This is a genomic window from Gordonia terrae (genome assembly GCF_001698225.1).
Taxonomy (GTDB): Bacteria; Actinomycetota; Actinomycetes; order Mycobacteriales; family Mycobacteriaceae; genus Gordonia; species Gordonia terrae.
Map to the genome: position 1 here is coordinate 2,302,343 of NZ_CP016594.1, position 22,645 is coordinate 2,324,987.

General features: G+C 67.4%; 16 protein-coding genes, 1 tRNA gene and 1 pseudogene. 5 read left to right on the top strand and 13 right to left on the bottom strand.

What is annotated here, in order from left to right; translation table 11 throughout:
- Positions 1-15: 15 nt before the first annotated feature.
- From cmrA to BCM27_RS10415, 3 genes are all read right to left on the bottom strand, one after another.
- A complete protein-coding gene (gene cmrA / locus BCM27_RS10405) occupies positions 16-822 on the bottom strand; it encodes a mycolate reductase (protein ID WP_033203513.1) in 807 nt (268 codons plus the stop codon).
- Between the two features lie 41 nt (positions 823-863).
- Entirely contained in the window at positions 864-2,927 is a 2,064-nt protein-coding gene (locus tag BCM27_RS10410) for an NADPH-dependent 2,4-dienoyl-CoA reductase (RefSeq protein WP_004019571.1), read from the bottom strand.
- Positions 2,928-2,992: 65 nt separating this feature from the next.
- Positions 2,993-3,541: a PadR family transcriptional regulator gene (locus BCM27_RS10415; protein ID WP_004019572.1), complete on the bottom strand. Its 549-nt coding sequence runs from the start codon at positions 3,539-3,541 to the stop codon at positions 2,993-2,995.
- A 136-nt stretch (positions 3,542-3,677) separates the two neighbouring features.
- Here BCM27_RS10415 and BCM27_RS10420 point away from each other — a divergent pair, with 136 nt between their 5' ends.
- Complete coding sequence (locus tag BCM27_RS10420; protein ID WP_004019573.1) at positions 3,678-4,997, top strand: uracil-xanthine permease family protein; 1,320 nt, start codon at positions 3,678-3,680, stop codon at positions 4,995-4,997.
- Here BCM27_RS10420 and BCM27_RS10425 read toward each other — a convergent pair.
- The 3 genes from BCM27_RS10425 to BCM27_RS10435 form a co-directional block, all read right to left on the bottom strand.
- On the bottom strand, positions 4,980-6,713 hold the full coding sequence (locus BCM27_RS10425; protein ID WP_004019574.1) for a hypothetical protein: 1,734 nt from the start codon (positions 6,711-6,713) through the stop codon (positions 4,980-4,982). The genes BCM27_RS10420 and BCM27_RS10425 overlap by 18 nt on opposite strands.
- Positions 6,713-7,072, bottom strand: a complete 360-nt coding sequence (locus BCM27_RS10430; RefSeq protein WP_004019575.1) for a hypothetical protein — start codon at positions 7,070-7,072, stop codon at positions 6,713-6,715. The genes BCM27_RS10425 and BCM27_RS10430 overlap by 1 nt, the downstream gene beginning before the upstream one ends.
- A 113-nt stretch (positions 7,073-7,185) precedes the next feature.
- Positions 7,186-7,259, bottom strand: a tRNA-Arg gene (locus BCM27_RS10435).
- A 133-nt stretch (positions 7,260-7,392) separates the two neighbouring features.
- Between BCM27_RS10435 and BCM27_RS10440 the strand changes: the two genes are divergently transcribed.
- A complete protein-coding gene (locus BCM27_RS10440) occupies positions 7,393-9,417 on the top strand; it encodes a bifunctional copper resistance protein CopD/cytochrome c oxidase assembly protein (protein ID WP_004019576.1) in 2,025 nt (674 codons plus the stop codon).
- 12 nt (positions 9,418-9,429) lie between these two features.
- On the opposite strand, the gene aroQ is transcribed toward BCM27_RS10440, so the two are convergent.
- Entirely contained in the window at positions 9,430-10,014 is a 585-nt protein-coding gene (aroQ, locus tag BCM27_RS10445; RefSeq protein ID WP_004019577.1) for a gamma subclass chorismate mutase AroQ, read from the bottom strand.
- A 157-nt stretch (positions 10,015-10,171) separates the two neighbouring features.
- On the opposite strand from aroQ, the gene BCM27_RS10450 reads away from it, so the two are divergent.
- Positions 10,172-10,600, top strand: coding sequence for a single-stranded DNA-binding protein (locus BCM27_RS10450; protein ID WP_004019578.1), 429 nt, complete (start codon positions 10,172-10,174; stop codon positions 10,598-10,600).
- 42 nt (positions 10,601-10,642) lie between these two features.
- On the opposite strand, the pseudogene BCM27_RS26300 reads toward BCM27_RS10450, so the two are convergent.
- From BCM27_RS26300 to BCM27_RS10475, 6 genes and pseudogenes are all read right to left on the bottom strand, one after another.
- Positions 10,643-10,816: pseudogene (locus BCM27_RS26300) on the bottom strand (three-helix bundle dimerization domain-containing protein); the annotation flags it as partial.
- A gap of 96 nt (positions 10,817-10,912) precedes the next feature.
- Positions 10,913-11,326 (bottom strand): ATP-binding protein, encoded by a 414-nt coding sequence (locus tag BCM27_RS10455; RefSeq protein ID WP_004019579.1) that lies wholly within the window; start codon positions 11,324-11,326, stop codon positions 10,913-10,915.
- A 39-nt stretch (positions 11,327-11,365) separates the two neighbouring features.
- Positions 11,366-11,704: an STAS domain-containing protein gene (locus BCM27_RS10460; RefSeq protein WP_004019580.1), complete on the bottom strand. Its 339-nt coding sequence runs from the start codon at positions 11,702-11,704 to the stop codon at positions 11,366-11,368.
- Positions 11,704-13,680: a glycosyltransferase family 2 protein gene (locus BCM27_RS10465; RefSeq protein ID WP_004019581.1), complete on the bottom strand. Its 1,977-nt coding sequence runs from the start codon at positions 13,678-13,680 to the stop codon at positions 11,704-11,706. The genes BCM27_RS10460 and BCM27_RS10465 overlap by 1 nt, the downstream gene beginning before the upstream one ends.
- On the bottom strand, positions 13,677-14,909 hold the full coding sequence (locus tag BCM27_RS10470) for a PP2C family protein-serine/threonine phosphatase (protein WP_004019583.1): 1,233 nt from the start codon (positions 14,907-14,909) through the stop codon (positions 13,677-13,679). Before BCM27_RS10470 ends, BCM27_RS10465 begins: the two co-directional genes overlap by 4 nt.
- On the bottom strand, positions 14,906-15,898 hold the full coding sequence (locus tag BCM27_RS10475; RefSeq protein WP_004019584.1) for a glycoside hydrolase family 26 protein: 993 nt from the start codon (positions 15,896-15,898) through the stop codon (positions 14,906-14,908). Before BCM27_RS10475 ends, BCM27_RS10470 begins: the two co-directional genes overlap by 4 nt.
- Before the next feature lie 274 nt (positions 15,899-16,172).
- Between BCM27_RS10475 and ettA the strand changes: the two genes are divergently transcribed.
- Positions 16,173-17,846 (top strand): energy-dependent translational throttle protein EttA, encoded by a 1,674-nt coding sequence (gene ettA, locus BCM27_RS10480; protein ID WP_004019585.1) that lies wholly within the window; start codon positions 16,173-16,175, stop codon positions 17,844-17,846.
- Between the two features lie 40 nt (positions 17,847-17,886).
- A complete protein-coding gene (locus BCM27_RS10485; RefSeq protein WP_004019586.1) occupies positions 17,887-22,617 on the top strand; it encodes an NAD-glutamate dehydrogenase in 4,731 nt (1,576 codons plus the stop codon).
- Positions 22,618-22,645 lie beyond the last annotated feature (28 nt).

The following is a 22,645-nucleotide window of genomic DNA, read 5'->3' on the forward strand; positions in this document are numbered from 1 at the left end:
ACGCTGCCGCGAGGGCTACTCGGCGCCGAACTTGCGGTAGAAGCCGCCGACGATGGGCGCCACCACGGAGCGCGGTGTGTAACCGCCCGCCACCGACATCGCCTTCGACAGGGTGCCGGGAACGACCCGCATCTTGTTGTGCGCCAATGCATCCAGACTCATCTCGGCGACCTTGGCCGAGGAGTGCCACAGGAAATCCGGGACGACCTTGTCGACGATGGACGCTTCGTCGGGGGTGGGGGTGTGCGTGCGCACCGGTCCGGGCGCGAGCAGGGTGACGTGCACGCCCTGCGCGGACACCTCGCCGCGCAGGGACTCACTGAAGCTGTTCACGAACGCCTTCGACGCCGCGTAGGTCGCGTTGTTGGGGATCGGCATGTTGCCGGCCGCCGACCCTACCATCAGGATGCCGCCGGAGCCGCGCTTCACCATCTGGGGCAGTACCGCCAGGGTGAGGTCGTGAACGGCGTTGACATTCAACCGGACCTGCGCGCGTTCGTAGTCGGCGTCGAGCTCGGCGACCGGACCGAATGTTGCGATGCCCGCGTTGTTGCAGAGGATCGAGATGTCGCGCCCGGCGAACTCGGCGGCGAGCACCTCGACCTTCGTCGGGTCGGACAGGTCGACAGCACGCACCTCGACCGAGACCTCATGGGCCGTCCGCAGTTCGCCCGCGAGCTCTTCGAGCAGTTCACCGCGACGGGCGACGAGGATCACCGAGTGGCCCCGAGCGGCCAACGCACGGGCGAGTTCTCGTCCGATCCCGGACGAGGCGCCGGTGACGACGGCGCGGGCGGTGGCGGAGGGCGGCGGTACCGGCATGTCGCAATGGTAGCCGCCGCCTCTCACGCCGAGGCCGACCGTCAGTCGATACCCGCGGCCACCTCGGTGCCCTGACGGATCGCGCGCTTGGCGTCGAGCTCACCCGCGTAATCGGCCCCGCCGATGACGTGTGTGGTGACACCGGCCAGCGTCAGCGGGTCGACGAGATCCCGGACCGATTCCTGGCCCGCGCAGATGACCACGTTGTCGACCTCGAGAACGCGGGTGTCGGTGACCTTGCCCTCGTCGTCGCGGAAGCTCAGATGCAGTCCCTGATCGTCGATCTTGTCGTAGGTCGCGCCGGTGATCTGCTCGACGCCCTTCATCTTCATCGTCGCGCGATGCACCCAGCCGGTGGTCTTGCCGAGCGACTTGCCCTGCTTGCCGGCCTTGCGCTGGACCAGGTAGACCTGGCGCACCGGGGGGAGGGGCCGCGGCTTGGTGACGAATCCGGGCTTCTCCGGGTCGTCGGTGACACCCCACTCCTGTTCCCATTCTTTGAGATTCAGGGTTGGCGACTCATCGGTCGTGAGGAACTCGCTGACGTCGAAACCGATACCGCCGGCGCCGATCACAGCCACCCGCTTGCCGATCTCCCGATGCCCGAGCACGGCCTCGGCGTACGACATCGCCATCGGATGATCGACGCCGGGGAAGCTCGGGATGCGCGGCACGACGCCGGTCGCGACGATCACGTCGTCGAACTTCTCGGCGATGATCGCCTCGGCGTCGGCTCGGGTGTTGAGCCGGACCTCGATACCGAGCACCTCGATCTGGCGGGTGAAGTAGCGGATCGTCTCCTTGAACTCCTCCTTGCCCGGAATGCGTGCGGCGATGGAGAACTGGCCGCCGATCGAGTCGCCACCCTCGAACAGGGTGACCTTGTGGCCGCGTTGCGCACCGGCCACGGCTGCCGACAGGCCGGCCGGCCCCGCACCGATAACGGCCACGCGCTTGGCCTTTCGCGTCGGACCCAGGATCAGGGTGGTCTCGCGGCCCGCGATCGGGTTCACCAGGCACGACACGTGTTTGCCGACGAAGGCGTGGTCGAGGCAGGCCTGGTTGCAGCCGATGCAGGTGTTGATCTCGTCGGACCGGCCCTCGCGGGCCTTGTTCGCCAGGTGGGGGTCGGCGAGGAACGGGCGCGCCATCTGGATGGCGTCGACGCGGCCGTTGGCGAGGATCTCCTCGCCGAGCTCCGGGGTGTTGATGCGGTTGGCCGCGATGAGGGGGATCGAGACCTCGTCGCGGAGGCGTTCGGTGAACTTCACGAACGCGCCGCGCGGCACCGAGGTGACGATCGTCGGGACCTGCGCCTCGTGCCAGCCGATGTCGGTGTTGATCGCGTCGACGCCGTACTGCTCGGCCTTGCGGGCCATCAGCGCGACCTCGTCCCAGGTCTGGCCCTTGCGGATCAGGTCGGCGATCGACTGGCGCAGGATCACCGGGTAGTCGCGCGGGACCTGACGGCGGATCTCCTTGATGACCTCGACGAGGAAGCGCTGGCGGTTCTCGGTGTTGCCGCCCCATTTGTCGGTGCGGTCGTTGGTGTGGGGGCAGAGGAACTGGTTGATGAGATAGCCCTCGCCGCCCATGATCTCGATGGCGTCATAACCCGCCTTGCGTGCGAGCTTGGCGGACTGGCCGAACGACCGGATGACGTGGCGGATGATCGGCTCGGTCATCTTCAGGTGCTTGAACGGGTGGATCGGCGACGGATCGGTGCCCGGTGCGACCTTGAACGGTGTGTAGCCGTATCGGCCGGCGTGGATCAGCTGCATCGCGATCTTGCCGCCCTCGTCGTGCACGGCCTTGGTCACGCGCTTGTGGCGGGTCATGTCGACGACGTTGGTCATCTTGCCGCCGGCGAACGCGAGCAGACCTGTCCGGCTGGTGCCGAACCCGCCGGTGATGATGAGTCCCGCACCACCTTTCGCTCGTTCGGCGAAGTAAGCGGCCAACTTGTCGGTGTCCCAGAACCGATCTTCGAGACCGGTGTGCATCGACCCCATGACCAATCGGTTCTCGATGGTCATGCCGCCGATCTGCAGGGGCGTGAACAGGTGCGGATAGTGCTGATTCGGTTGTGCCGTCGGGGCTGACATGGCGCGACCTTTCATCTCGGTGGGACCTGGGTGGGCGGTGTTCGTGGTCTGGGGGACTGGCGAATTCAGCTCTCGGCCAGTTCGCGTTCGAGGCCGTGGATGACCTCGTCGCACCATTCGATGTATCCCTGCTCCTGGCGAATGCCACCGCGGAGGACGAGGTATTGGTGCAGTTTGCGGCCGATCAGCGCGTCGGGATCGGGGTAGTAGTCGGCCTGGAAGCCGGTGTAGAGCTTGAGCTGTGCGAGATGTTCGTCGCGGTGTGCCTTGAGTTCACCGATGATGGCGGCGAGGTCACCGAACTCCGCGGCCCGTAGCTTCACGCCGATGTCGCTGCGAAGCGGTTGCAGCGGAGTCGGACTCATGGCCCACTCGGCGAGGGCGTCGCGACCGGCATCGGAGATCGTGTAGACCTTCTTGTCCGGGCGGCCATCCTGGCTGAACGATTCGACGCTGACGAGGTCGTCGTCGAGGAGCTTCTTGAGTGTCCGGTAGATCTGCTGGTGCGTGGCCGACCAGAAGTAGCCGATGCTGCGGTCGAACTGCTGACCGATCTCGTAGCCCGTTCCGGGTCGCTCGGCCAGCGACACCAGAATCGCATGTTCGAGCGCCATGAGAGCAAGCTAACACTGCAACAATGCACTATGCAACAAGGTGTATATGAGTCTAGTTGCATATCGAGCGGCGTACCGAGGTGGCAGCGGACCCGAAGTGAGGCGTCGGTGAGGTCTGTGCCGCACACTGTTCGGCATGAGTGAACCGGAGACGAGGTCTCTGAAGCTGCTGTCGTGGAGGCTGACCGACAACGCGGTGGTCGCGCCCGAGGAACGATTGACCTGGCCTCGCACGGTCAGCATCGGTCTGCAACATGTGGTCGCCATGTTCGGGGCGACGTTCCTGGTGCCGGTGCTGACCGGGTTCCCGCCGTCGACGACGCTGTTCTTCTCCGGTATCGGCACGATCCTGTTCCTGCTGATCACCCGCAACCGACTGCCCAGTTACCTGGGTTCGAGCTTCGCCATCATCGCGCCGGTGACGGCCGCCGTCGCCTCCGACGGCGCGTCGTCGGCGCTGGGCGGACTCGTGGCGGTCGGCGCGATGCTCGTCGTCATCGGACTCATCAGCCATTTCGCCGGTGTCCGATGGATCGAGACCCTCATGCCACCGGTGGTGACCGGCGCGATCGTCGCGCTGATCGGCCTCAATCTCGCACCGGCGGCGAAGAACAACTTCGTCGAGGATCCTGTTCTCGCGACGATCGTGCTGGTGTTGCTGGTGGCTTCGGCAGTGCTGTTCCGCGGCCTGCTGGGACGACTCGCGATCTTCGTGAGCGTCGTGGTCGGTTATGTCCTCGCGTTGATCCTGGACCGGATCGACAGCGGCAAGGACTACATCGACACCTCCGGCATCGGCGACGCCGCGTGGATCGGTCTGCCCGACTTCCAGACGCCAACGTTCGAGCTGGGTGTGCTGCCGTTGTTCCTCCCGGTCGTGCTGGTCCTCGTCGTCGAGAACATCGGCCACGTGAAGTCGGTGGCGATGATGACCGGTAAGGACTACGACGCCACCATGGGTCGTGCGCTGGCCGCGGACGGAGTGGCCACCATGCTCGCGGGCAGCGGCGGCGGTTCGGCCACGACGACCTATGCCGAGAACATCGGCGTGATGTCGGCGACCAAGGTGTACTCGACCGCGGCCTACTGGGTGGCGGGCGGCGCCGCGATCCTGTTGGGGCTCTCGCCCAAGGTCGGTGCCGTGATCGCCGCGATCCCGCCGGGTGTGCTCGGCGGTGTCACGACGGCGCTCTACGGTCTGGTCGGCGTCATCGGCGTACAGATCTGGGTGCGGAACAAGGTCGATTTCTCCAAGCCCATCAACCAGTTCACCGCGGCGATCCCGCTCATCATCGGCATCGCCGACTACACCTGGCAGGTCGGCGACCTCGTCTTCGCCGGCATCTCGCTGGGATCGGTCGCGGCACTGGTCATCTACCACTCCATGCGGCTCATCGGCGGATGGCGGGGGACGGTCGACGTCGACCGGGAGGAGCACTCACCACGGCAGCCGTAGCGGGATGTCGGGAAACGGCCCCGGTAGGTCGATGTCCCCATCGGCACGATCGTTGAAGAGATAGAGCCACCACAGGGGAGCGGGTGCGCCGACCGGCGGTGGGAGTTCGGCGACATCGGGTTTGCGTGGCACGTAGAGATCGGGCTCGGCGCCGGTGATGACCTTCACCATGTTCTGGAAGGCCGTCGACTCCGGATCGTTCCAGTAGGCGCCGTGGGTGACGAGCCCCCCGTCGACTGTGCGTCGGTTTTCGTTCACTGTGCGTCCGTCTGCATCGACTGTGCGTTCATGCACCTCGACGGTGCCGGTGTCGAGCCTGATCACGCCGGGTGCGGTGTCGGGGTCGTGCCCGTGGGGGGTGCCGGGGAGTGACTGCACATAGTGGATGGGGTCGCCGGGGAAGGTCAGCGAGTAGCGATCGACGCCCTGGGGATGCGGGGTGTCGTAGATTCCGGTGCCCGCCGACGACGCATAGATGACGCGGTCGGGGGCCAGACCGAGCTGTTCGGCCGAGCCCACGATTGATCCGCCGTAGCTGTGGCCGATGTAGGTGGTGGTCGCCGCGGGCGCGTGACGCGCGATCTCGACGTCCAACTCCGAGCCGAACAGTTCCAGGCGGTGCGCCATGGCGGCAGCGAAACTCGGGCTCGCCGCCGCGCGTAGGTCCGGGGGCAGGTCGCCGTCGAGGTAGAGAAAGACGGGCCCGCCCGTGCGGGTCGCGAGTTCGGTTGCCGCCGTGCGGTTGCGGCCGACCGCGGTGTCGAGGTTCGTGCCGGTGCCCGGAACGTAGGTCGCGGCGTTCGTGGTGCCGGGCCGCAACGATCCGATCATCTCGACCAGGCGGCCCCGGGGTGTGTTGACGAAGGTGAGGAAGGTCCGCTCGACGAGCCCGTCGTCACCGCGGGGTGTTCCCGCCGTGGTCGGCTCGGGTGTCGGCTCGAGAAGCCCACGGAGAGTCCGGGCCCGGAGTCCCTCTGCACGGCCGGCCTGGATCTCGTCCACGAGAGCGTTCCGGATGTTGATTTCGTTGGCCTGCGCCCGGATGGCGAACGGGACACCAGGCAGGTTTCCGACGACGTGCGGGTCGGCCTGCATCAGGCGGCGCACCTCGTCCGGGTCCATCTGTTCGACGATGTCCCGCACCTGGGTCGGCGTGAGCGCTTCCAACATGCGGACGACAGCATCGGCATCCATGGCTGTTCCGCCCGGTAGTCGGACATCGGGCTGACCGGTGATCATCGACGCGAGGTCGGCAGTCAGATCTTCGAGTCGTTCGCCGTACCGCTCGTCGAGTGTGTCGACGGTGTCGAGCGCATCGGAGACGGAGTCCGCGAGAAGGGCGGCCTGGCCGGCGCGGTCGGTGTCGGGATGGGTGACCGTGCCGTCGTCGAAGACGGTGAAGCCCAGCCCCTCGGCTCCCCGGACCACGCCCAGCGCGAAGTCGCGGGCGTGACAGAGGTCGGCGCCCGCGTCGGTCGCCTCGTCGGCGACCATGTGCAGCACATTGCGTATCTCGCCGACATGATCGTGTTCCGCCCAGATGGCCAGGTTCGCGGCATCATGAGTGACACCCGACCACGACGACACGCTGTCGACGGCGCGTACCGCGGTGTCCACGCCGGTGTCGAGGGACTCGGCGACCGCGACCGCGGCGGACCCGGCGTCGGTGAACGACTGCGGATTCCACGCACGCAACTGCGAGATGGTCGGCCGCATCAGCGGTCCGCCAGGTCGCGGAAGAGCGCGCCCGATCGCGCGTCGGTGGCGGCCACCGTCGAGTCGAAGGTCCGCAGCATCCCGCTCATCGAGGTGAGTCGTTCGCCGATGGAGTCGACCGCCAGGCGCGCGGGACGGGTGACCGCAGCGAGGGCTCGAGCCACCCGACTCGACGGCGCGAACGCCGCACCGATGGCCTCGACATCCGCGGCGTGGATCGCGATCCCGGAGGCCCGCCAGGTACGCGCGATCTCCTGGACCTCGGCGGGATCGATGCCGAACAGTGAAGTCGTCGAACGATTTCCGTCCCGTCGCCCGCGGGACAGCGGCGGAAACCCGGACAGTGGGGCTGGGAGCATCAGGATCCTCCAGGAAGTCGCGACCCACCGACGTGGTGGTGCAGACTTTGACGCACGGCGTGCCCCGGTCGGTTCCCGATTTGTTGCGAAGAGTTGGCGGCCGGCACGCGAAGTGCCCCCGGCAGGACTCGAACCTGCGACCTAGGGATTAGAAGGCCCTTGCTCTATCCACCTGAGCTACGGAGGCTGACCGGCAGGCGTGACATCGCACACCAGTTGCCGGGCAGAGAGAGTCTACGACACGGCCGCGGGTATGCCGTGCGCCACGGCGGGCCAGGTCGAATTGGGATCGCGTCAGCTGCCGGTCCTACAGTTGAGGGATGACCCGCACGTCGACGCCCGCCTCCGCGGAGCAGCATCGCGACGCGATGAACGAACCGCGCGGCGTCGTCACCGCGATCCTGTGGGCATCGGGTTGGCTCGCCGCGATCGTCGCAGTCGCCGTCACCGCGATCTCCGCGGCGTCGGCGCTGCGGCTGACCGGCGTACCCGATCCGGGGCCCCTCACCACCTACGGCGCGCCGGCGCTGACCGCGGTCGGCGAGTTCGCCGCGGCCATCGCGCTCGGTTCGGCCGTGTTCGCCGCGTTCTTCGTCCCGCCCCAGGCGAGTGGTGTCCTCGACGTCGGGGGTTATCGCGCCATCCGCATCGCCGCGGCGAGTGCGTTGACATGGTCGGTCTGCGCCCTCCTCCTGATGCCGTTCTCGGCGTCGGAGGTCAGCGGGGCGCCGCTCGACGAAGCGATCCGACCCGCCAATCTACTCACGGCGTACAGCCAGGTCGCAGAGGTGCGCACGTGGTTCTGGACCGCAGTGTTCGCGCTGGTGGCGGCCATCATCGCGCGGATCACCCTGCACTGGGGCCCGACGATCGCGGTGATCGCGTTCGCCGTGTTCAGCCTGATGCCCTCGGCGCTGGCAGGCCACTCGTCGTCGGGCGGCAACCACGACGTGGCCACCAACAGCCTGATCCTGCACATCATCGGAGCGACCCTGTGGCTCGGTGGGCTGGCCGCCGTCGTGGTCTACGCCCTCGCCGACGGACGGTGGCGTGCGCTCGCGGTTCGACGGTTCTCTCGCGTCGCGTTCTGGTGCATTCTCGTCGTCGGCGCCAGCGGCGTCGTCAACGCCTTGGTGCGGGTACCGGTGGGGGACCTGTTCACCGACACGTACGGCCGCCTCGTCGTGGCCAAGGTGGTGGCCCTCGTCGTGCTCGGCGGATTGGGTGCCTGGCATCGGCGGGTGACCATCGCGCAACTGGATTCCGACGCCAAGCCGTCACTGTTCGTCCGGTTCGGCCTGGTCGAGTTGGCGGTGTTCGCGGCGACCTTCGGGCTCGCCGTCGGTCTGGGCCGTACTCCGCCGCCCCTCGTCGACACCGCGGAGATCTCGGCGACCGAGAACGCGATCGGATACGACCTCGACGGACCGCCGACGTTCGTCCGCCTTCTCACCGAGTGGCGCTTCGATCTGATCTTCGGTCTCGCCGCCATCGTCCTGGCCGTCGTGTATCTGCGCGGCGTCATCCGCCTGAAGCGCCGGGGCGACGCCTGGCCGGTCGGCCGTACCGTGGCATGGGTTCTCGGGTGTCTGCTGCTGTTGCTGGCGACGTCCTCGGGATTAGGCCGCTATGCGCCGGCGATGTTCAGCATCCACATGATCGCGCACATGCTGATGTCGATGATGGTGCCGGTGCTGCTCGTGCTCGGCGGCCCGGTGACGCTTGCGTTGCGGGCGCTGCCGCCGGCAGGACGGGGCAATCCGCCGGGACCACGCGAATGGATTCAGCTGGGCGTGCACTCGGCGCCGTCCCGGATTCTGACCCACCCGCTGATCGCCGCGGTCATGTTCGTCGGCAGCTTCTACGTGCTGTATCTGGGCGGTCTGTACGAGGCCGTGGTCCAGTATCACGCGGCTCATCTGCTGATGAATCTCCACTTCCTGATCAGCGGCTACCTGTTCTACTGGCTGGTGATCGGCATCGACCCGGCTCCGCGTCAGGTGTCACCGGTGGCCAAGCTCGGCCTCGTGATGGCCTCGATACCGTTCCACGCGTTCTTCGGCATCGCGCTGATGATGACCACCGCGGTCATCGCCGAGACCTACTACCGTGGACTGAATCTCCCGTGGAACTACGACCTGTTCGACGATCAGCGCGTCGGCGGCGGAATCGCCTGGGCTGCAGGTGAGATCCCGCTCGTGGTGGTCTTGCTCTCGCTGTTCGTGCAGTGGCAGCGAAGCGACACCAGGCAGGCGCGACGCTACGACCGCAATGCCGTGCGCGACCACGACGCCGACCTCGGCAGCTACAACGAGATGCTCAAGGAGCTCAACAAGCGCGGTTGAGCCGTGTCCGCCTCAGCTGGATCCCGTCGACACCGCGCAGACCGACGACCCGGCCTGGATCAGGGCACCGATGTGCAGCGGATCGAAGCCGAGGCCGACAGCGGTGGATCCCGTCGCGGCGACAAGCTCCGGTGGGCACCGAAGGCTTGTCACGAGTCCCCGTGCAGCGGCCAGCTCGTCGACGATCGCCACGGTGAACGCGTTGATCGCCGTCCGGACCGGGCCGAGATCCGGCGTCGCGGGCGGAGCCGTCTGACCGGGCAACTGCCATCGGGCGAACAACCCGCGCTGCACGGTCTTGCTCGCCTCGATCTGGTCGCGGAAGACGCTGCGGACGTAGGCCGGATCGAGGTCGCGGTCGAGCGCCAACTGCGACACCGTGTCCAGGACCACCTGTTCGCGGGCCGGGTCGTCGATGGCTGCGCCGGAGGCCCACTTGGTCGCGGCGACGGAGTCGGCCAGTGCGAGTCGGCCTGCCATCGCCTCGGTCAGGCCGGTCAACCCGATCTGTGTGCTCGGCGCCGCGCCCGCGAGGGGCGGGGCCAGCAGCATCATGACCGTCGCGATCAGACCGACCAGAAACCCGCGCATCCGCATTCCGCGATCCTAGGGCGGGAACGCCCGGTGCGCCGGTGATCTGTGGGTAACCCGTTCGATTCTCCACAGCCGGCGAAGGTGGGCGTTTTCTCATGCCGTCGCGGGTGATCCTGAGTCGGCCACACCTTCCCGTGGCCGACACCCGTAGGAGACGACCATGTTTGAGACGTACACGACCGTCATCGGAACCGTAGTGTCCGATCCCCGCCGGCGTCAGACGACCACCGGCGAGGATGTGATCTCGTTTCGCGTGGCATGCACGTCGCGCCGCATCGACAAGAGCACCGGCGAATGGACGGACGGTCCCACGCTGTATCTCACGGTCAGCTGTTGGCGGCGGCTGCTCACCGGCGTCGGCCTGGCGATCGCCAAGGGGCGGCCGGTGATGGCACACGGCCAGATCAAGACCAACGAGTACCCATCGGCGGACGGGTCACGCCGCTCCGATCTCGAGATGACGGCGGTGGCCGTCGGGCTCGATCTGAGCCGCTGCGTCGTCACCTATCGGGGCACGCCCGCGCAGGGACGCGCGGTCGACGCGCCGACCGTCGCGCCGGCGCCGGCAGCCCAGGAGTCGGCGGCGTGACCTGACGGGGCAGATCTCCGCCGGTGCACGCAGTGATTCGACGACGCGGCGCTCGACGAGCAAGGGGACGAAGTCTCGTACCCGGACGTCCCGGAAATGACGGTAGGCCTCGTCGACCGTCCGGTCGATCTCCACGGGGGGCCGCCCGGGATTCGATGCCCGGACGCGGGATCGGACCTGTTCGATGGATTGCTGCTCGGGGGTGCTCGCGTGCATGAGGCAACGGTATGGCCCGGACGTCGTGGGAACAGTGACGTGGCTCTCGAATGAAACCGAAATCAATGAACAGAATCCCGGCCTCGTGAAAGTGGTTCAGGCCGAACGGTTCCGGACCAGACGCCAGTGGTTCTTCCCGTCGGCGCGGCGGTATCCCAGTTCGTCGAGCACGTTGATCGCGATCGCCAGGCCACGACCGCGCTCGGCGAAGTCGTCGGGCAGGCTGATCGCGTCGAGATCGACGCGAGCGGGGTTCCCGTCGTCGGAGTAGCGGGCCTCGACCCGATCCGGTGCGACCTCGAGTTCGAGGCGCAGCGTGACCGTGGAGCCCTCGCCGGCGTGTTCGACGACGTTCGCGCCGATCTCGGCGACCGCGAGCTCGAACTGCATGGCATCCATGTCGTCGATCGGGCACTCGGCGAGAAGGTCGGCGAGCAGGGCGTGGATGTGATCCATCGTCTCGAGGGAGGTGATCTCCTCGAGGATGCGGGTCGCGGTGTTCTCGGTCATCGCCGGGTCCTCGATCTCTGGATGAGCGGGCGGTCCCCGTCAGGCTCCGTCGAACGCGGAGTCGGCGGATGGGTGAACGCGGAGAACGCGATTGAGGTTCGTCAACTCGAGCACGGTGACCACCTGCGGTGTGGGAGCAGCGATCCGGAGGTCGCCGCCGGCCTGACGCGCCACCTTGAGGCCGGAGACCAGCGCACCCAACCCCGACGAATCGATGAAGTCGGTACCGGACAGATCGACGACGATCCGAGACGACCCCGATCCGACCAACTCGTGCAACTGGTCGCGGAGCCGTGGGGCGGCAACCATGTTGAGCCGACCCTCGGGCCGGATCACCACCGCACCTCCATCAACGCTGCGGGTCGCGAAATTCGCCATCACTGCCTTTCCTCATCGGGACCGCGGTACCGCACCGCGGTGATGACAACACTCAGGATCACCAGATCGAACAGTACCCAGAACAGGTTCACGCCCACCCCGAGAACGGAGATGGCCCCCCGATACAACTGCACGATGCCGATCACCGACGCCACCACGAGCAGCGCCATCGCGATCAGCTGCGGCCGGACGATGTGCCACGGCAGGGCATCCTGCGACTGTTTGGTCTTCGGGGTCACCGCGAAACCGAGCGGGCGATTCATGTAGACGTTGCGGAATGCGGTGGTACAGGCCTTGATCCACACCGGGAACAGGGCAAGGCTGTACTGCTGGCCGCGCCAGGTCGGCGTGCCCCGCGCGACGACCAGGAACAGCAGTTGGTTGATCACCAGGAACGGGATGAGCCGCAGGAAGAAGTCCCAGCTGTAGGCCTGCACGGGCAGGATGCCCAACACCAGGTAGACGACCGGCGCCGCGATGTAGGCGATGGCCGCGAACCCGGCGAGATAGCTCCACATGGTCGCCCAGTACATGAGTCGCTGCGTGATCGTGAGACCCTTCTGGGCCAGCGGGTTCTCCCGCAGCATCACCTGGATGGTGCCCTGCGCCCACCGGAGTCGTTGCGTGACCATGGTTTTCAGGTCTTCCGGGGCCAGGCCGAAGGCGAGGTTCTCGTGATGATAGGCCGAGTTCCAGCCGAGGGCGTGGAGTCGCATGCAGGTGGCCATGTCCTCGGTCACCGAGATGGTCGCGAGGGGGAGCATCGGCTGGGCCTCGTCGGATCTCCCGACGTCGACGGCCTCGACCATCGCCCGGATCGATTCGATCGCGCCCAGCGGAGACCATTCGCGCTCGGCGAGGACCGCGAGCGCGTCGTAGTCGACGGCGCCGGCGCCCGCTTCCCGCTCGCTCAGCTCGGTGAGCGCCTCGATCGCCTCCAGGTCGGCGCGCATCGCCTCGACGTCGGCGTCGGCGAGACCGCGCGCCGCCTCGTCGACCCGGGCCTGGAAACGGTAGGTGATGTCGGCGAGCGGCTCCTTCTTCTTCAGTTGTGCCCGTGCGTCTCTGACCGCCGCGTCGACGGCATCGAGGGCGGCCGAGGCGGTGGGGTTGTCGCGGCCCACCTGCTTGCGAGTCGACTTGAGCACCGATCGCGCGGTGCGCAGGGCGCGGTCGATGCCGTCGGAGACGGCCGAGACGTACTGGGTGATCCCGAGCTGCATCAACGCCTCCCGGCGCAGCACGGCATTGGAACCGCAGAAGAAGGCTGCGTTCCACCCGTCCTTGCCCTGCTGGATCGGGCCGTAGAACAGCGGCGCCTGGCTGCCGAGCGGGTCCGAGGGTGGCACGTTCACGAAGTACTGCGGGGTCTGGACCAGGGCCATCTTCTCGTCGTGGAAGTACCCGAGGGTACGGTCGAGGATCTGCGGTTCGGGGATCTGGTCGGCATCGAGGATGAGCAGGAACTCGCCCTCGGTCTGCATCAGCGCGTTGTTGAGATTGCCCGCCTTGGCATGGCGGGGTTTGTCCAGCCAGTTCGACGATCTCGTGATGTACCCGATGCCCGCCTGCGCCGCGGCCTCGGCCATCTCCGCGCGATCACCGTCGTCGAGGATCCACGTGGTGTGCGGATACGTGATCGCCTTCGCCGCGATCGCGGTCGTCATCACCAGGTCCAGCGGCTCGTTGTAGGTGGTGATGAAGACGTCGACCGTGGCGCCCTCGGGCGGGGGAGGAGGCTCGGGACGGTGCTGCAGCCGCCACATCGTCAGACCGAACAGCAGCGAGTCGATGAGACTGTAGGTCTCCGCGACGACGAGCGGTACCGCGATCCACCACGCGTCCCAGTTCACCGAGGCGAGCCACCGCCACACGATGTAGTTGATGCCCAGGACCGCGGCGACGACGATCAGCAGTCGCAACCACGGCGACGGGGCAGTCCGCGCCAGGGTGGCCTCCTCGACGCTCTCGCTCATCCGGTGTCGTCTCGACGGATGGCCACGACGGTCACATCGTCGATCGGCGGTTGTGCGGCCACGAGTTCGCGCACCATCGAGCACACGTCCGACGGTGTGGCGGTGCCGTCGAAGAGCGCGCGCAGCGCCGCGTCGTCGCCGGTGGGCAGGAGGTCCAGCAGCCCGTCGGAGGTGATGACCAGCATGTCGCCCGGAGCCAGGTCGACCTGTGCGGTGTCCCAGGTCTCGTCGCGCAGGATGCCGATCGGCAGACCGCCGCCGTTGAGCGACTCGACGCGTCCGGTGCTGCGGCGGACCACCGACAGGCCGTGGCCGGCGTCCACGTACTCGAGCCGGCCGTCATCGGTGTGCAGCCGCGCGTGGAATGCGGTCGCGAACGTCTCGGTGCCGGCGAAGTCGTCGGCGAGCTGATCGGCGACCGTGCCCACCACCTGACCGAGGTCGGCGTCGGTCGAGTCCCGGGCCGCGGCGTCGAGGGCGCGGGAGGCCGCGCGGATCGCGGAGCGGACCGTCGCGGTGAGGATCGCCGCGCCGAGACCCTTGCCCATCACGTCGGCGACCGTGAACACCAGGCCGTCGGTCCAGGGGTAGTGGTCATAGAAGTCTCCGCCGACGGCGAAGGCAGGCAGGCACATCGCGGCGATCGACCAGCCCGGGACGACGTCGAGCGGCGGCGGCAACAGCTGGCGCTGCACGAGCGCGGCACGTTCCAGGTCGTCGGTGTTCGCGATCTCCCGCTGCGCCCACGCGGCGAGTTCCCGGAACGCCGCCTGCTGGTCGGCGGTCAGTTCCCGCGGTTGCGTGTCGTACAGACAGAACGTTCCCACCGGATGCCCGCCCGGGCCGTACAGCGGATAGCCGGCGTAGAAGCGGATTCCGCCCTCGGCGGCGATCTGGGGGATCGCGGCGAAGGCCTCGACCTTGGAGACGTCGGGGATGATGAGGGCGGGATCCTCGGGATGATCGTAGGCGCGGGCCACGGTCACCTGGCACACCGTCTGTTCGCGCGGCAGATTCTGCAGATCGATGCCGTCGACCGCCTTGAACCACTGCCGGTCCCGGTCGAGCAGCGACACCGTCGACATCGGTACGCCGAAAACGGCTTTCGCCATCCTCGTGATCTGCGCGAACCGGTCTTCCGGCGGTGAGTCGAGCACGTTCAGCTGCTGCACGGAGTGCAGGCGTGCCTCTTCGAGGTCAGCATCGATGTACGCGTCCACCAGGGTCACCTCAGTCCCGCTTTCTCGAGTGCGCGCGCCATCGCGGCGCCTGCTGCCGCCGTGCTGCCCAAGCCCCAGTCCGCTTCCTTGTCGTGGTCGAACCAGACGAAGCCGGTGACGTTGTCGGCCTCGTCGAGGTAGGTCACCAGGTCGGCGATCCACTCGGCCTTCGACCCACCGACCTCCGCCGACCCGACCTCGGTGACGAGTATCGGTTTCTGCGGTGACAGGGCACGGAGCTGCTCCAGGGAGCCGGCGAACAGCTCTTTCGGGGAGGTCCATCGATGGCCGGGTACCGCGCCCCAGTTGTAGCCGTCGATCCCGAGGACGTCGACGTACTCGTCACCCGGGTACCAGCGGGACAGGGGAGCGTCGTCGGCGAGTGGAACATTCGGGGCCCACACCCATTTCACGTTGCGCGCGTTCTTGGTGGCGAAGAGATCGTGGACGTGCCGCCATGCGGCGATGTACAGCTCGGGAGGTGTCCCTCCCGCGGGACTCCACGGATACCAGTCGCCGTTCGGCTCGTGCGCGAACCGCAGGTAGACGACCTGGCCCCAGGCGACGAGTTCATCGGCCCAGCGGTACAGGTAATCGTCGTGGACGCCGGCGACGATCGAGGACATCGAGAACGCACCCCGGTCGTAGGCGGCGCCACCGAGATGACGCCACGGCTCCCAGGTGACCACGGGCTCGGCGCCCGCGGCGACCACCGCATCGAGTGCGGCGATCGGCGGGATGGCGGTGAAGTCCTCGAAGAACAGATTGACGGTCGGCCGGACCCCGACCAGTTCGGTGACCGATGCGACCTCGGCCGGTCGGAGCGGGCCGCTCGGGGTGCTGACACCGAACCGCAGACAGTCCCCGGCCGGGCCGGACAGGGGCGAGATCGTCGGCGGACACTCCCGTGGCGGCGGGGTGCAGGCGACAACGCCCATCGAGCCGACCATCACGCCCAGAACCACGGACACGACCGTCCATCTGGGTAACCCACCCATCGATCGCTCCCATCGCCACGCCACCGTGCACCCGCACGGCCGCCTCACCCGATTCCCCCTTCTGTGCCCCACGACATTGTCCCGGTAAACCCTCGCCACCGCGAGCCAACGTGGAAATGTCGGCTCACGGCGAGGCGGGTGCAAGCGCACCGGACCGTCGCCCGGCATCCGGCGGCGACTAGGCTGGATTCCATGTGTGTGCGCTCTGGGCGCCCACCCCCGCGTCCGCGGCTGACAATCACACGGCATCGAGCAGGTCCGAAGGAGTTTTCACGTGGCTGAGTTCATCTACACGATGAAGAAGGTTCGCAAGGCGCACGGCGACAAGGTCATCCTCGACGACGTCACCATGTCCTTCTACCCGGGCGCCAAGATCGGCGTGGTGGGTCCCAACGGCGCCGGCAAGTCGTCGATCCTGAAGATCATGGCCGGCCTGGACCAGCCGTCGAACGGCGAGGCCTTCCTCGACCCCGACGCGACGGTCGGCATCCTGCTCCAGGAACCGCCTCTGAACGAGGAGAAGACGGTCAAGGAGAACGTCGAAGAGGGCATGGGCGAGATCAAGGTCAAGCTCGACCGCTTCAACGAGATCGCCGAGCAGCTCGCCACCGACTACTCCGACGAGCTGATGGAGGAGATGGGCAAACTCCAGGAAGACCTGGACAATAACGACGCCTGGGACCTCGACTCGCAGCTCGAGCAGGCCATGGACGCCCTGCGGTGTCCGCCGGCCGACTCGCCGGTCACCCACCTCTCCGGCGGTGAGCGGCGCCGCGTCGCGCTGTGCAAGCTGCTGCTGCAGAAGCCCGACCTCCTCCTGCTCGACGAGCCGACCAACCACCTCGACGCCGAGTCGGTGCTCTGGCTCGAGCAGTTCCTGGCGAGCTACCCCGGCGCCGTGCTGGCCGTGACCCACGACCGGTACTTCCTCGACCATGTCGCGCAGTGGATCTGCGAGGTCGACCGCGGCAAGCTGCACCCGTACGAGGGCAACTACTCGACCTACTTGGAGAAGAAGGCCGAGCGTCTCGAGGTCCAGGGCAAGAAGGACCAGAAGCTCCAGAAGCGGCTGAAGGAAGAGCTGGCCTGGGTTCGTTCGGGCGCCAAGGCCCGTCAGACCAAGAACAAGGCCCGTCTGGCCCGGTACGAGGAGATGGCCGCCGAGGCGGAGAAGACCCGCAAGCTCGACTTCGAGGAGATCCAGATCCCGACGCCGCCTCGTCTGGGCGACGTCGTGGTCGAGGTCTCCCACCTGGACAAGGGCTTCGAAGGCCGGGTTCTCATCAAGGATCTGTCGTTCACGCTGCCGCGCAACGGCATCGTCGGCGTGATCGGACCCAACGGCGTCGGCAAGACGACCCTGTTCAAGACCATCGTCGGGCTCGAGCAGCCGGATTCGGGCACCGTCAAGGTGGGCGAGACGGTCAAGCTGAGCTATGTCGACCAGAGCCGCGCCAACATCGACCCCAAGAAGACGGTGTGGGAGGTCGTGTCCGACGGACTCGACTACATCGAGGTCGGTCAGAACGAGATGCCCTCGCGCGCGTACGTCAGCGCCTTCGGGTTCAAGGGGCCCGACCAGCAGAAGCGCTCCGAGGTGCTCTCCGGCGGTGAGCGCAACCGACTGAACCTCGCGCTCACCCTGAAAGAGGGCGGCAACCTGATCCTGCTCGACGAGCCCACCAACGACCTCGACGTCGAGACCCTGGGCTCACTGGAGAACGCGCTCGAGCAGTTCCCGGGTTGTGCCGTGGTGATCAGCCACGACCGCTGGTTCCTCGACCGGACCTGTACCCACATCCTGGCGTGGGAGGGCAACGTCGAAGAGGGGCAGTGGTTCTGGTTCGAGGGCAACTTCGAGGCCTACGAGGCGAACAAGATCGACCGTCTCGGCGCCGACGCCGCCCGCCCCCACCGCGTCACACACCGCAAACTCACTCGCGATTAATCCCGACCCCGTCCGGCGCGGGTGACTAGCATCGGCAGATGTGACGTCACTCGTTCCGGACGCGGTGAACCACTACTTCAGGTCGCGGACCGACGGGTCGGCAGGCGAGTCGGCCGCTGACCAGGTCATCAGGCATCTCGATGCCGCTCGCGTCCGCCGTCGCGGGCAGGCGCTCGTCGAGGTGACCGCGGGTGAGGGCGGAACGGTCGAGATCCTCGTCGTCAACGACGACATGCCGATGCTCGTCGAAGCCGTCCTGGCCACGGTCGAGGCACATGACCTCACCGTCGACCGGATGGATCATCCGGTGATGCCGGTACGACGCGACTCCGAGGGCACACTCGTCGCCGTCGACGCCGGCGAGACGACGTCTGAGTCGTGGATCGTCGTCAGCGGTCTCGCGCGTCATCCGGGGATCGACCCGGAGCCGTTGCGCGAAGATCTCCGCGAAGTCGTCTCGCGGGTCATCGACGTCGATGCCGACGCATCGGACATGCGTGCGCGCATGGTGGCGTGTGCCGGCGAGATGGCCGACGCGCCGCTCGCACGGACCGGCGTCGGCGATGCCGAGCGCGGTGAATACGCAGCTCTTCTCGAGTGGTTCGCGGGTAATCACTTCCATCCACTGGGCTATGCGCGGGTGGGTGTGGACGGCTCCGTGGCGGACGCCGAACGTCTCGGCGTGTGGCGAACCGACTCCATTGACCGCGATTTCCCGTCGATGTCCGACCGCCGACTGATGCCCAGGGTGAGCCGGGTGTTCGTTGCGACCGGCATCCAGCGGACGAATTTCCCTGTGCTGCTCCAGGTTCCGACGTTCGACGGGAGCGGTGAACACAACGGTGAGCACCGGTTCCTCGGCACCCTCACCTCGGCGGGCAACCACCAGGCCGTTCTCGACGTCCCGGTGCTGCGGGGCAAGGTGCACGATGTCCTCGCGCACGCCGGTGTCGAGGAGGACTCCTTTGCCGGGCAGTCGATGATCGAACTGTTGCAGAACTACCCGCTGGTGGAGATGTTCTCGTCGACCGAAGACGAGCTCGAACGTCGGCTCACCGAGATGCTCGACGCGGTGGCGACGCGGTCGTTGCGCCTCTTCGTGCGCACCAACTTCGACGGACGCACCGCGGTCGCGCTCATCTACCTTCCCCGGGACCGCTACAACACCGACAGCCGGCTGGCACTCGAACGTGCGCTGGTCGCCGAAGTCGACGGGACGGCACTGGAATACACGGCGCGCGTCAGTGAGATGCCGCTGGCGCTGTTGCAGGTGCTGGTCTGCATCGACCCGACGACCGCTGCCGAGCTCGGGTCCGTCGACACGGGATCGCCGGCCCACGCGCGGATGCAGGCCTCGCTGGCGGCCGCGATCCGCGGTTGGGACGAGCGGGTTCGCGAACTGGCTGCCGCCGAGGACATCCCCGGGCTCGGGGGCGGCCCGGACGTGCTGCTGCGCCAGTTGTCCTCGTTGTCGGAGGATTACAAGGAGCTTCGTGAACCGCGCGCGGCGCTCGCCGACCTGATTCGCGTCGTGGGTCTGCAGCCGGGCGAGATCGACGTGACCCTCGACGCCGCCGAGTCGGGAGGAGACGCGCCGCAGGACCGGTGGATCTTCACGCTCTACCTCTGCGGAGCGTCGGCAACACTCACCGACGTCCTGCCGGTGCTGCACAGTCTCGGCCTCGACGTCTTGGAGGAACATCCCTACGAGATCCATCGACTGGATGAAACAGTCTGCTGGGCATACGAATTCAGTGTCCAGCTCGCGGCCGGGATGACCGTGGACCTGGATCACGCCGACGACCTCGCCGACCGGTTCACCGAGGCCTTCCGGCGCATCTGGCTGGCCGGCGCGGACGTCGACGCCTACAACGAACTCGTCATCCGGTCGGGTCTGGACTGGCGGTCGGCGGCGATGCTGCGGGCCTACGGCCAGTACCTGCGCCAGTGCGGATTCTCCTACAGCTCGGCCCACGTGGCCGCCGTACTCGGGCAGCATCTCGCCATCACCCGCGGGCTGGTGGATCTTTTCGTGGCGTCCTTCGACCCCGAGACCGCCGACGAGAAGCGCCGAGAACGACTGCGCGAACGGCTCGCCGAGGAGATCGGGCTCGTGCTGAGCCTCGACGCCGACCGCATCGTCTCCGCGTTCGCCGCGGTCCTCAGCGCGACCGATCGCACGAACTACTTCGTCGGCGGCCGGTACCCCGACACCGACCACTGTCCGGTCATCTCGTTCAAACTCCGTCCGCGCGACATCCCGCAGACCCCGAAACCCCGTCCGCTGCACGAGATCTTCGTCTACTCACCGCGTGTCGAGGGGGTCCACCTCCGATTCGGTTCGGTCGCCCGCGGCGGCCTGCGGTGGTCGGACCGTCGCGAGGACTTCCGAACCGAGATCCTCGGACTCGCGAAGGCGCAGGCGGTGAAGAACGCCGTGATCGTTCCGCTCGGTGCGAAGGGCGGTTTCGTCGTCAAGCGACCGCCGCCGCCCTCCGGGGACGCCGCGCGGGACCGGGAGGCGCAGCGGGCCGAGGGAATCGCGTGCTACCGGCAGTTCATCGCCGGGTTGCTCGACGTCACCGACAACATCGATCTCACGACCGGCGAGGTGATCCCCGCCCGCGGGGTCGTCCGGCTCGACTCCGACGACACCTACCTGGTGGTCGCGGCCGACAAGGGCACCGCCTCCTTCTCCGACATCGCCAACGAGGTGTCCACGTCGTACGGGTTCTGGCTCGGCGACGCCTTCGCCTCCGGCGGATCCGCCGGCTACGACCACAAGGCCATGGGTATCACCGCACGCGGGGCCTGGGAGTCGGTCAAGCGCCACTTCCGCGAAATGGGGAAAGACACCCAGTCCGAGGATTTCACCGTCGTCGGGATCGGCGACATGAGCGGAGACGTCTTCGGCAACGGCATGTTGCTCAGCGAGCACATCCGACTCGTCGCCGCCTTCGACCACCGGCACATCTTCGTCGACCCCGATCCGCAGGCGGCGGAGTCGTTCACCGAACGGGCACGGCTCTTCGGACTGTCCCGGTCCTCGTGGGCCGACTACGACACGGGCCTGCTCAGCGCGGGCGGCGGCGTCTGGGCGCGTGATCGCAAGTCCATCCCGATCAGTCCGGAGATGGCGAGCGCGCTGGGGATCGACGACGGCGTCGAGGAACTCTCGCCGCCCGAGTTGATCCGCGCGATCCTTCTCGCACCGGTCGACCTGCTGTGGAACGGCGGCATCGGGACCTACGTCAAGGCCTCGACCGAAGCGCACGGGAGCGTCGGCGACAAGTCCAACGACCCGATCCGCGTCGACGGAAACGAGGTGCGGGCGAAAGTGATCGGGGAGGGCGGCAACCTCGGGGTCACCGAGCGGGGGCGGATCGAATTCGACCTCGCCGGCGGCCGGATCAACACCGATGCCCTGGACAACTCGGCCGGTGTCGACTGTTCCGACCACGAGGTCAACATCAAGATCCTGCTCGACTCGGCGGTGTCCGCCGGTGACCTCGACGCCGGCGATCGGGATCCGCTGCTGGAGTCGATGACCGACGAGGTCGCCGAACTGGTTCTCGCGGACAACATCTCGCAGAACTCCGAACTCGGCTTCTGCCGTACGTTCGAGCTGACACGGGTCGAGGTCCACGCCCGCATGCTCGAACACCTCGCGGCCAAGCGGGGCGTCGACCTGCGTCTGGAAGCGCTGCCCGATGCGCGTGAGTTGCGTCGCCGCGTCGGCGGCGAACTCCACCGCGGTCTCACCTCACCGGAGTTCGCCACGCTCATGGCGCACGTCAAACTCGAGTCCAAATCCGACCTGCTCGCCACCGACCTGCCCGACAACGACGTCTTCGCACCCCGCGTCGCCCGCTACTTTCCGGACGCCTTGCGCGCCGAGTACCCCGACGCGATCAGCGGGCACCGGCTGCGCCGCCAGATCGTCGCGACGACCCTTGTCAACGACGTCATCGACCACGCCGGGATGACGCACCTGTTCCGGTTGAGTGAGGGGAGTAGCTGCACCACGGAAGAAGGCGTACGCGCATACGTGGTGTCCAACAAGGTGTTCGGCATGAACGAGGTCATCGAGGGCATCCGGCACGCGCCCGCCCCGGTCGAGGCGGTCGACGAGATGATGCTCTACGCGCGCCGACTGCTGTTCCGGGCCTCCCGGTGGCTGCTCGCCTTTCGGCCGCAGCCGCTGGCCATGGCCGCCGAGATCACCCGGTACGGCGAGCGGGTGGCGGCGCTGTCCACCGTCGCCGACGACTGGTACGGCCCGACCTCGGTACGCGACGTCGCCGAGCGGGCCCAGAAGTATGTCGACCTCGGTGTGCCCGAGGACCTCGCGCACACCGTGGCGGTGAGCCTGCACCGGTTCTGTCTGCTCGACATCATCGACGCCGCCGAGATCGCCGACCGTGACGACGGCGAGGTCGGCGAACTGTACTTCGCGGTGATGGAACATTTCGGACTGGAGCAGCTGCTCACGGCGGTGTCGGATCTCGACTACGGCGACCGGTGGCACGCGCTCGCACGGCTGGCCGTACGAGACGACATGCACGGTGCGCTACGGGCGCTGACCCTGAAGATCCTCGAGGTCAGCGAACCCGAGGAGAGCACGGCGGAGAAGATCGCCGAGTGGGAGTCGTCCCAGTCGTACCGGCTGAGTCGCGTGCGCAGCGTGCTCCGGGAGATCGACGAGACCGGCGCCGCGGATCTGGCCACCCTCTCGGTCGCCGCGCGCCAGTTGCGGAGTGTGATCCGCTGACCGAGTCCACGCCCGCGATCGGCCTGCC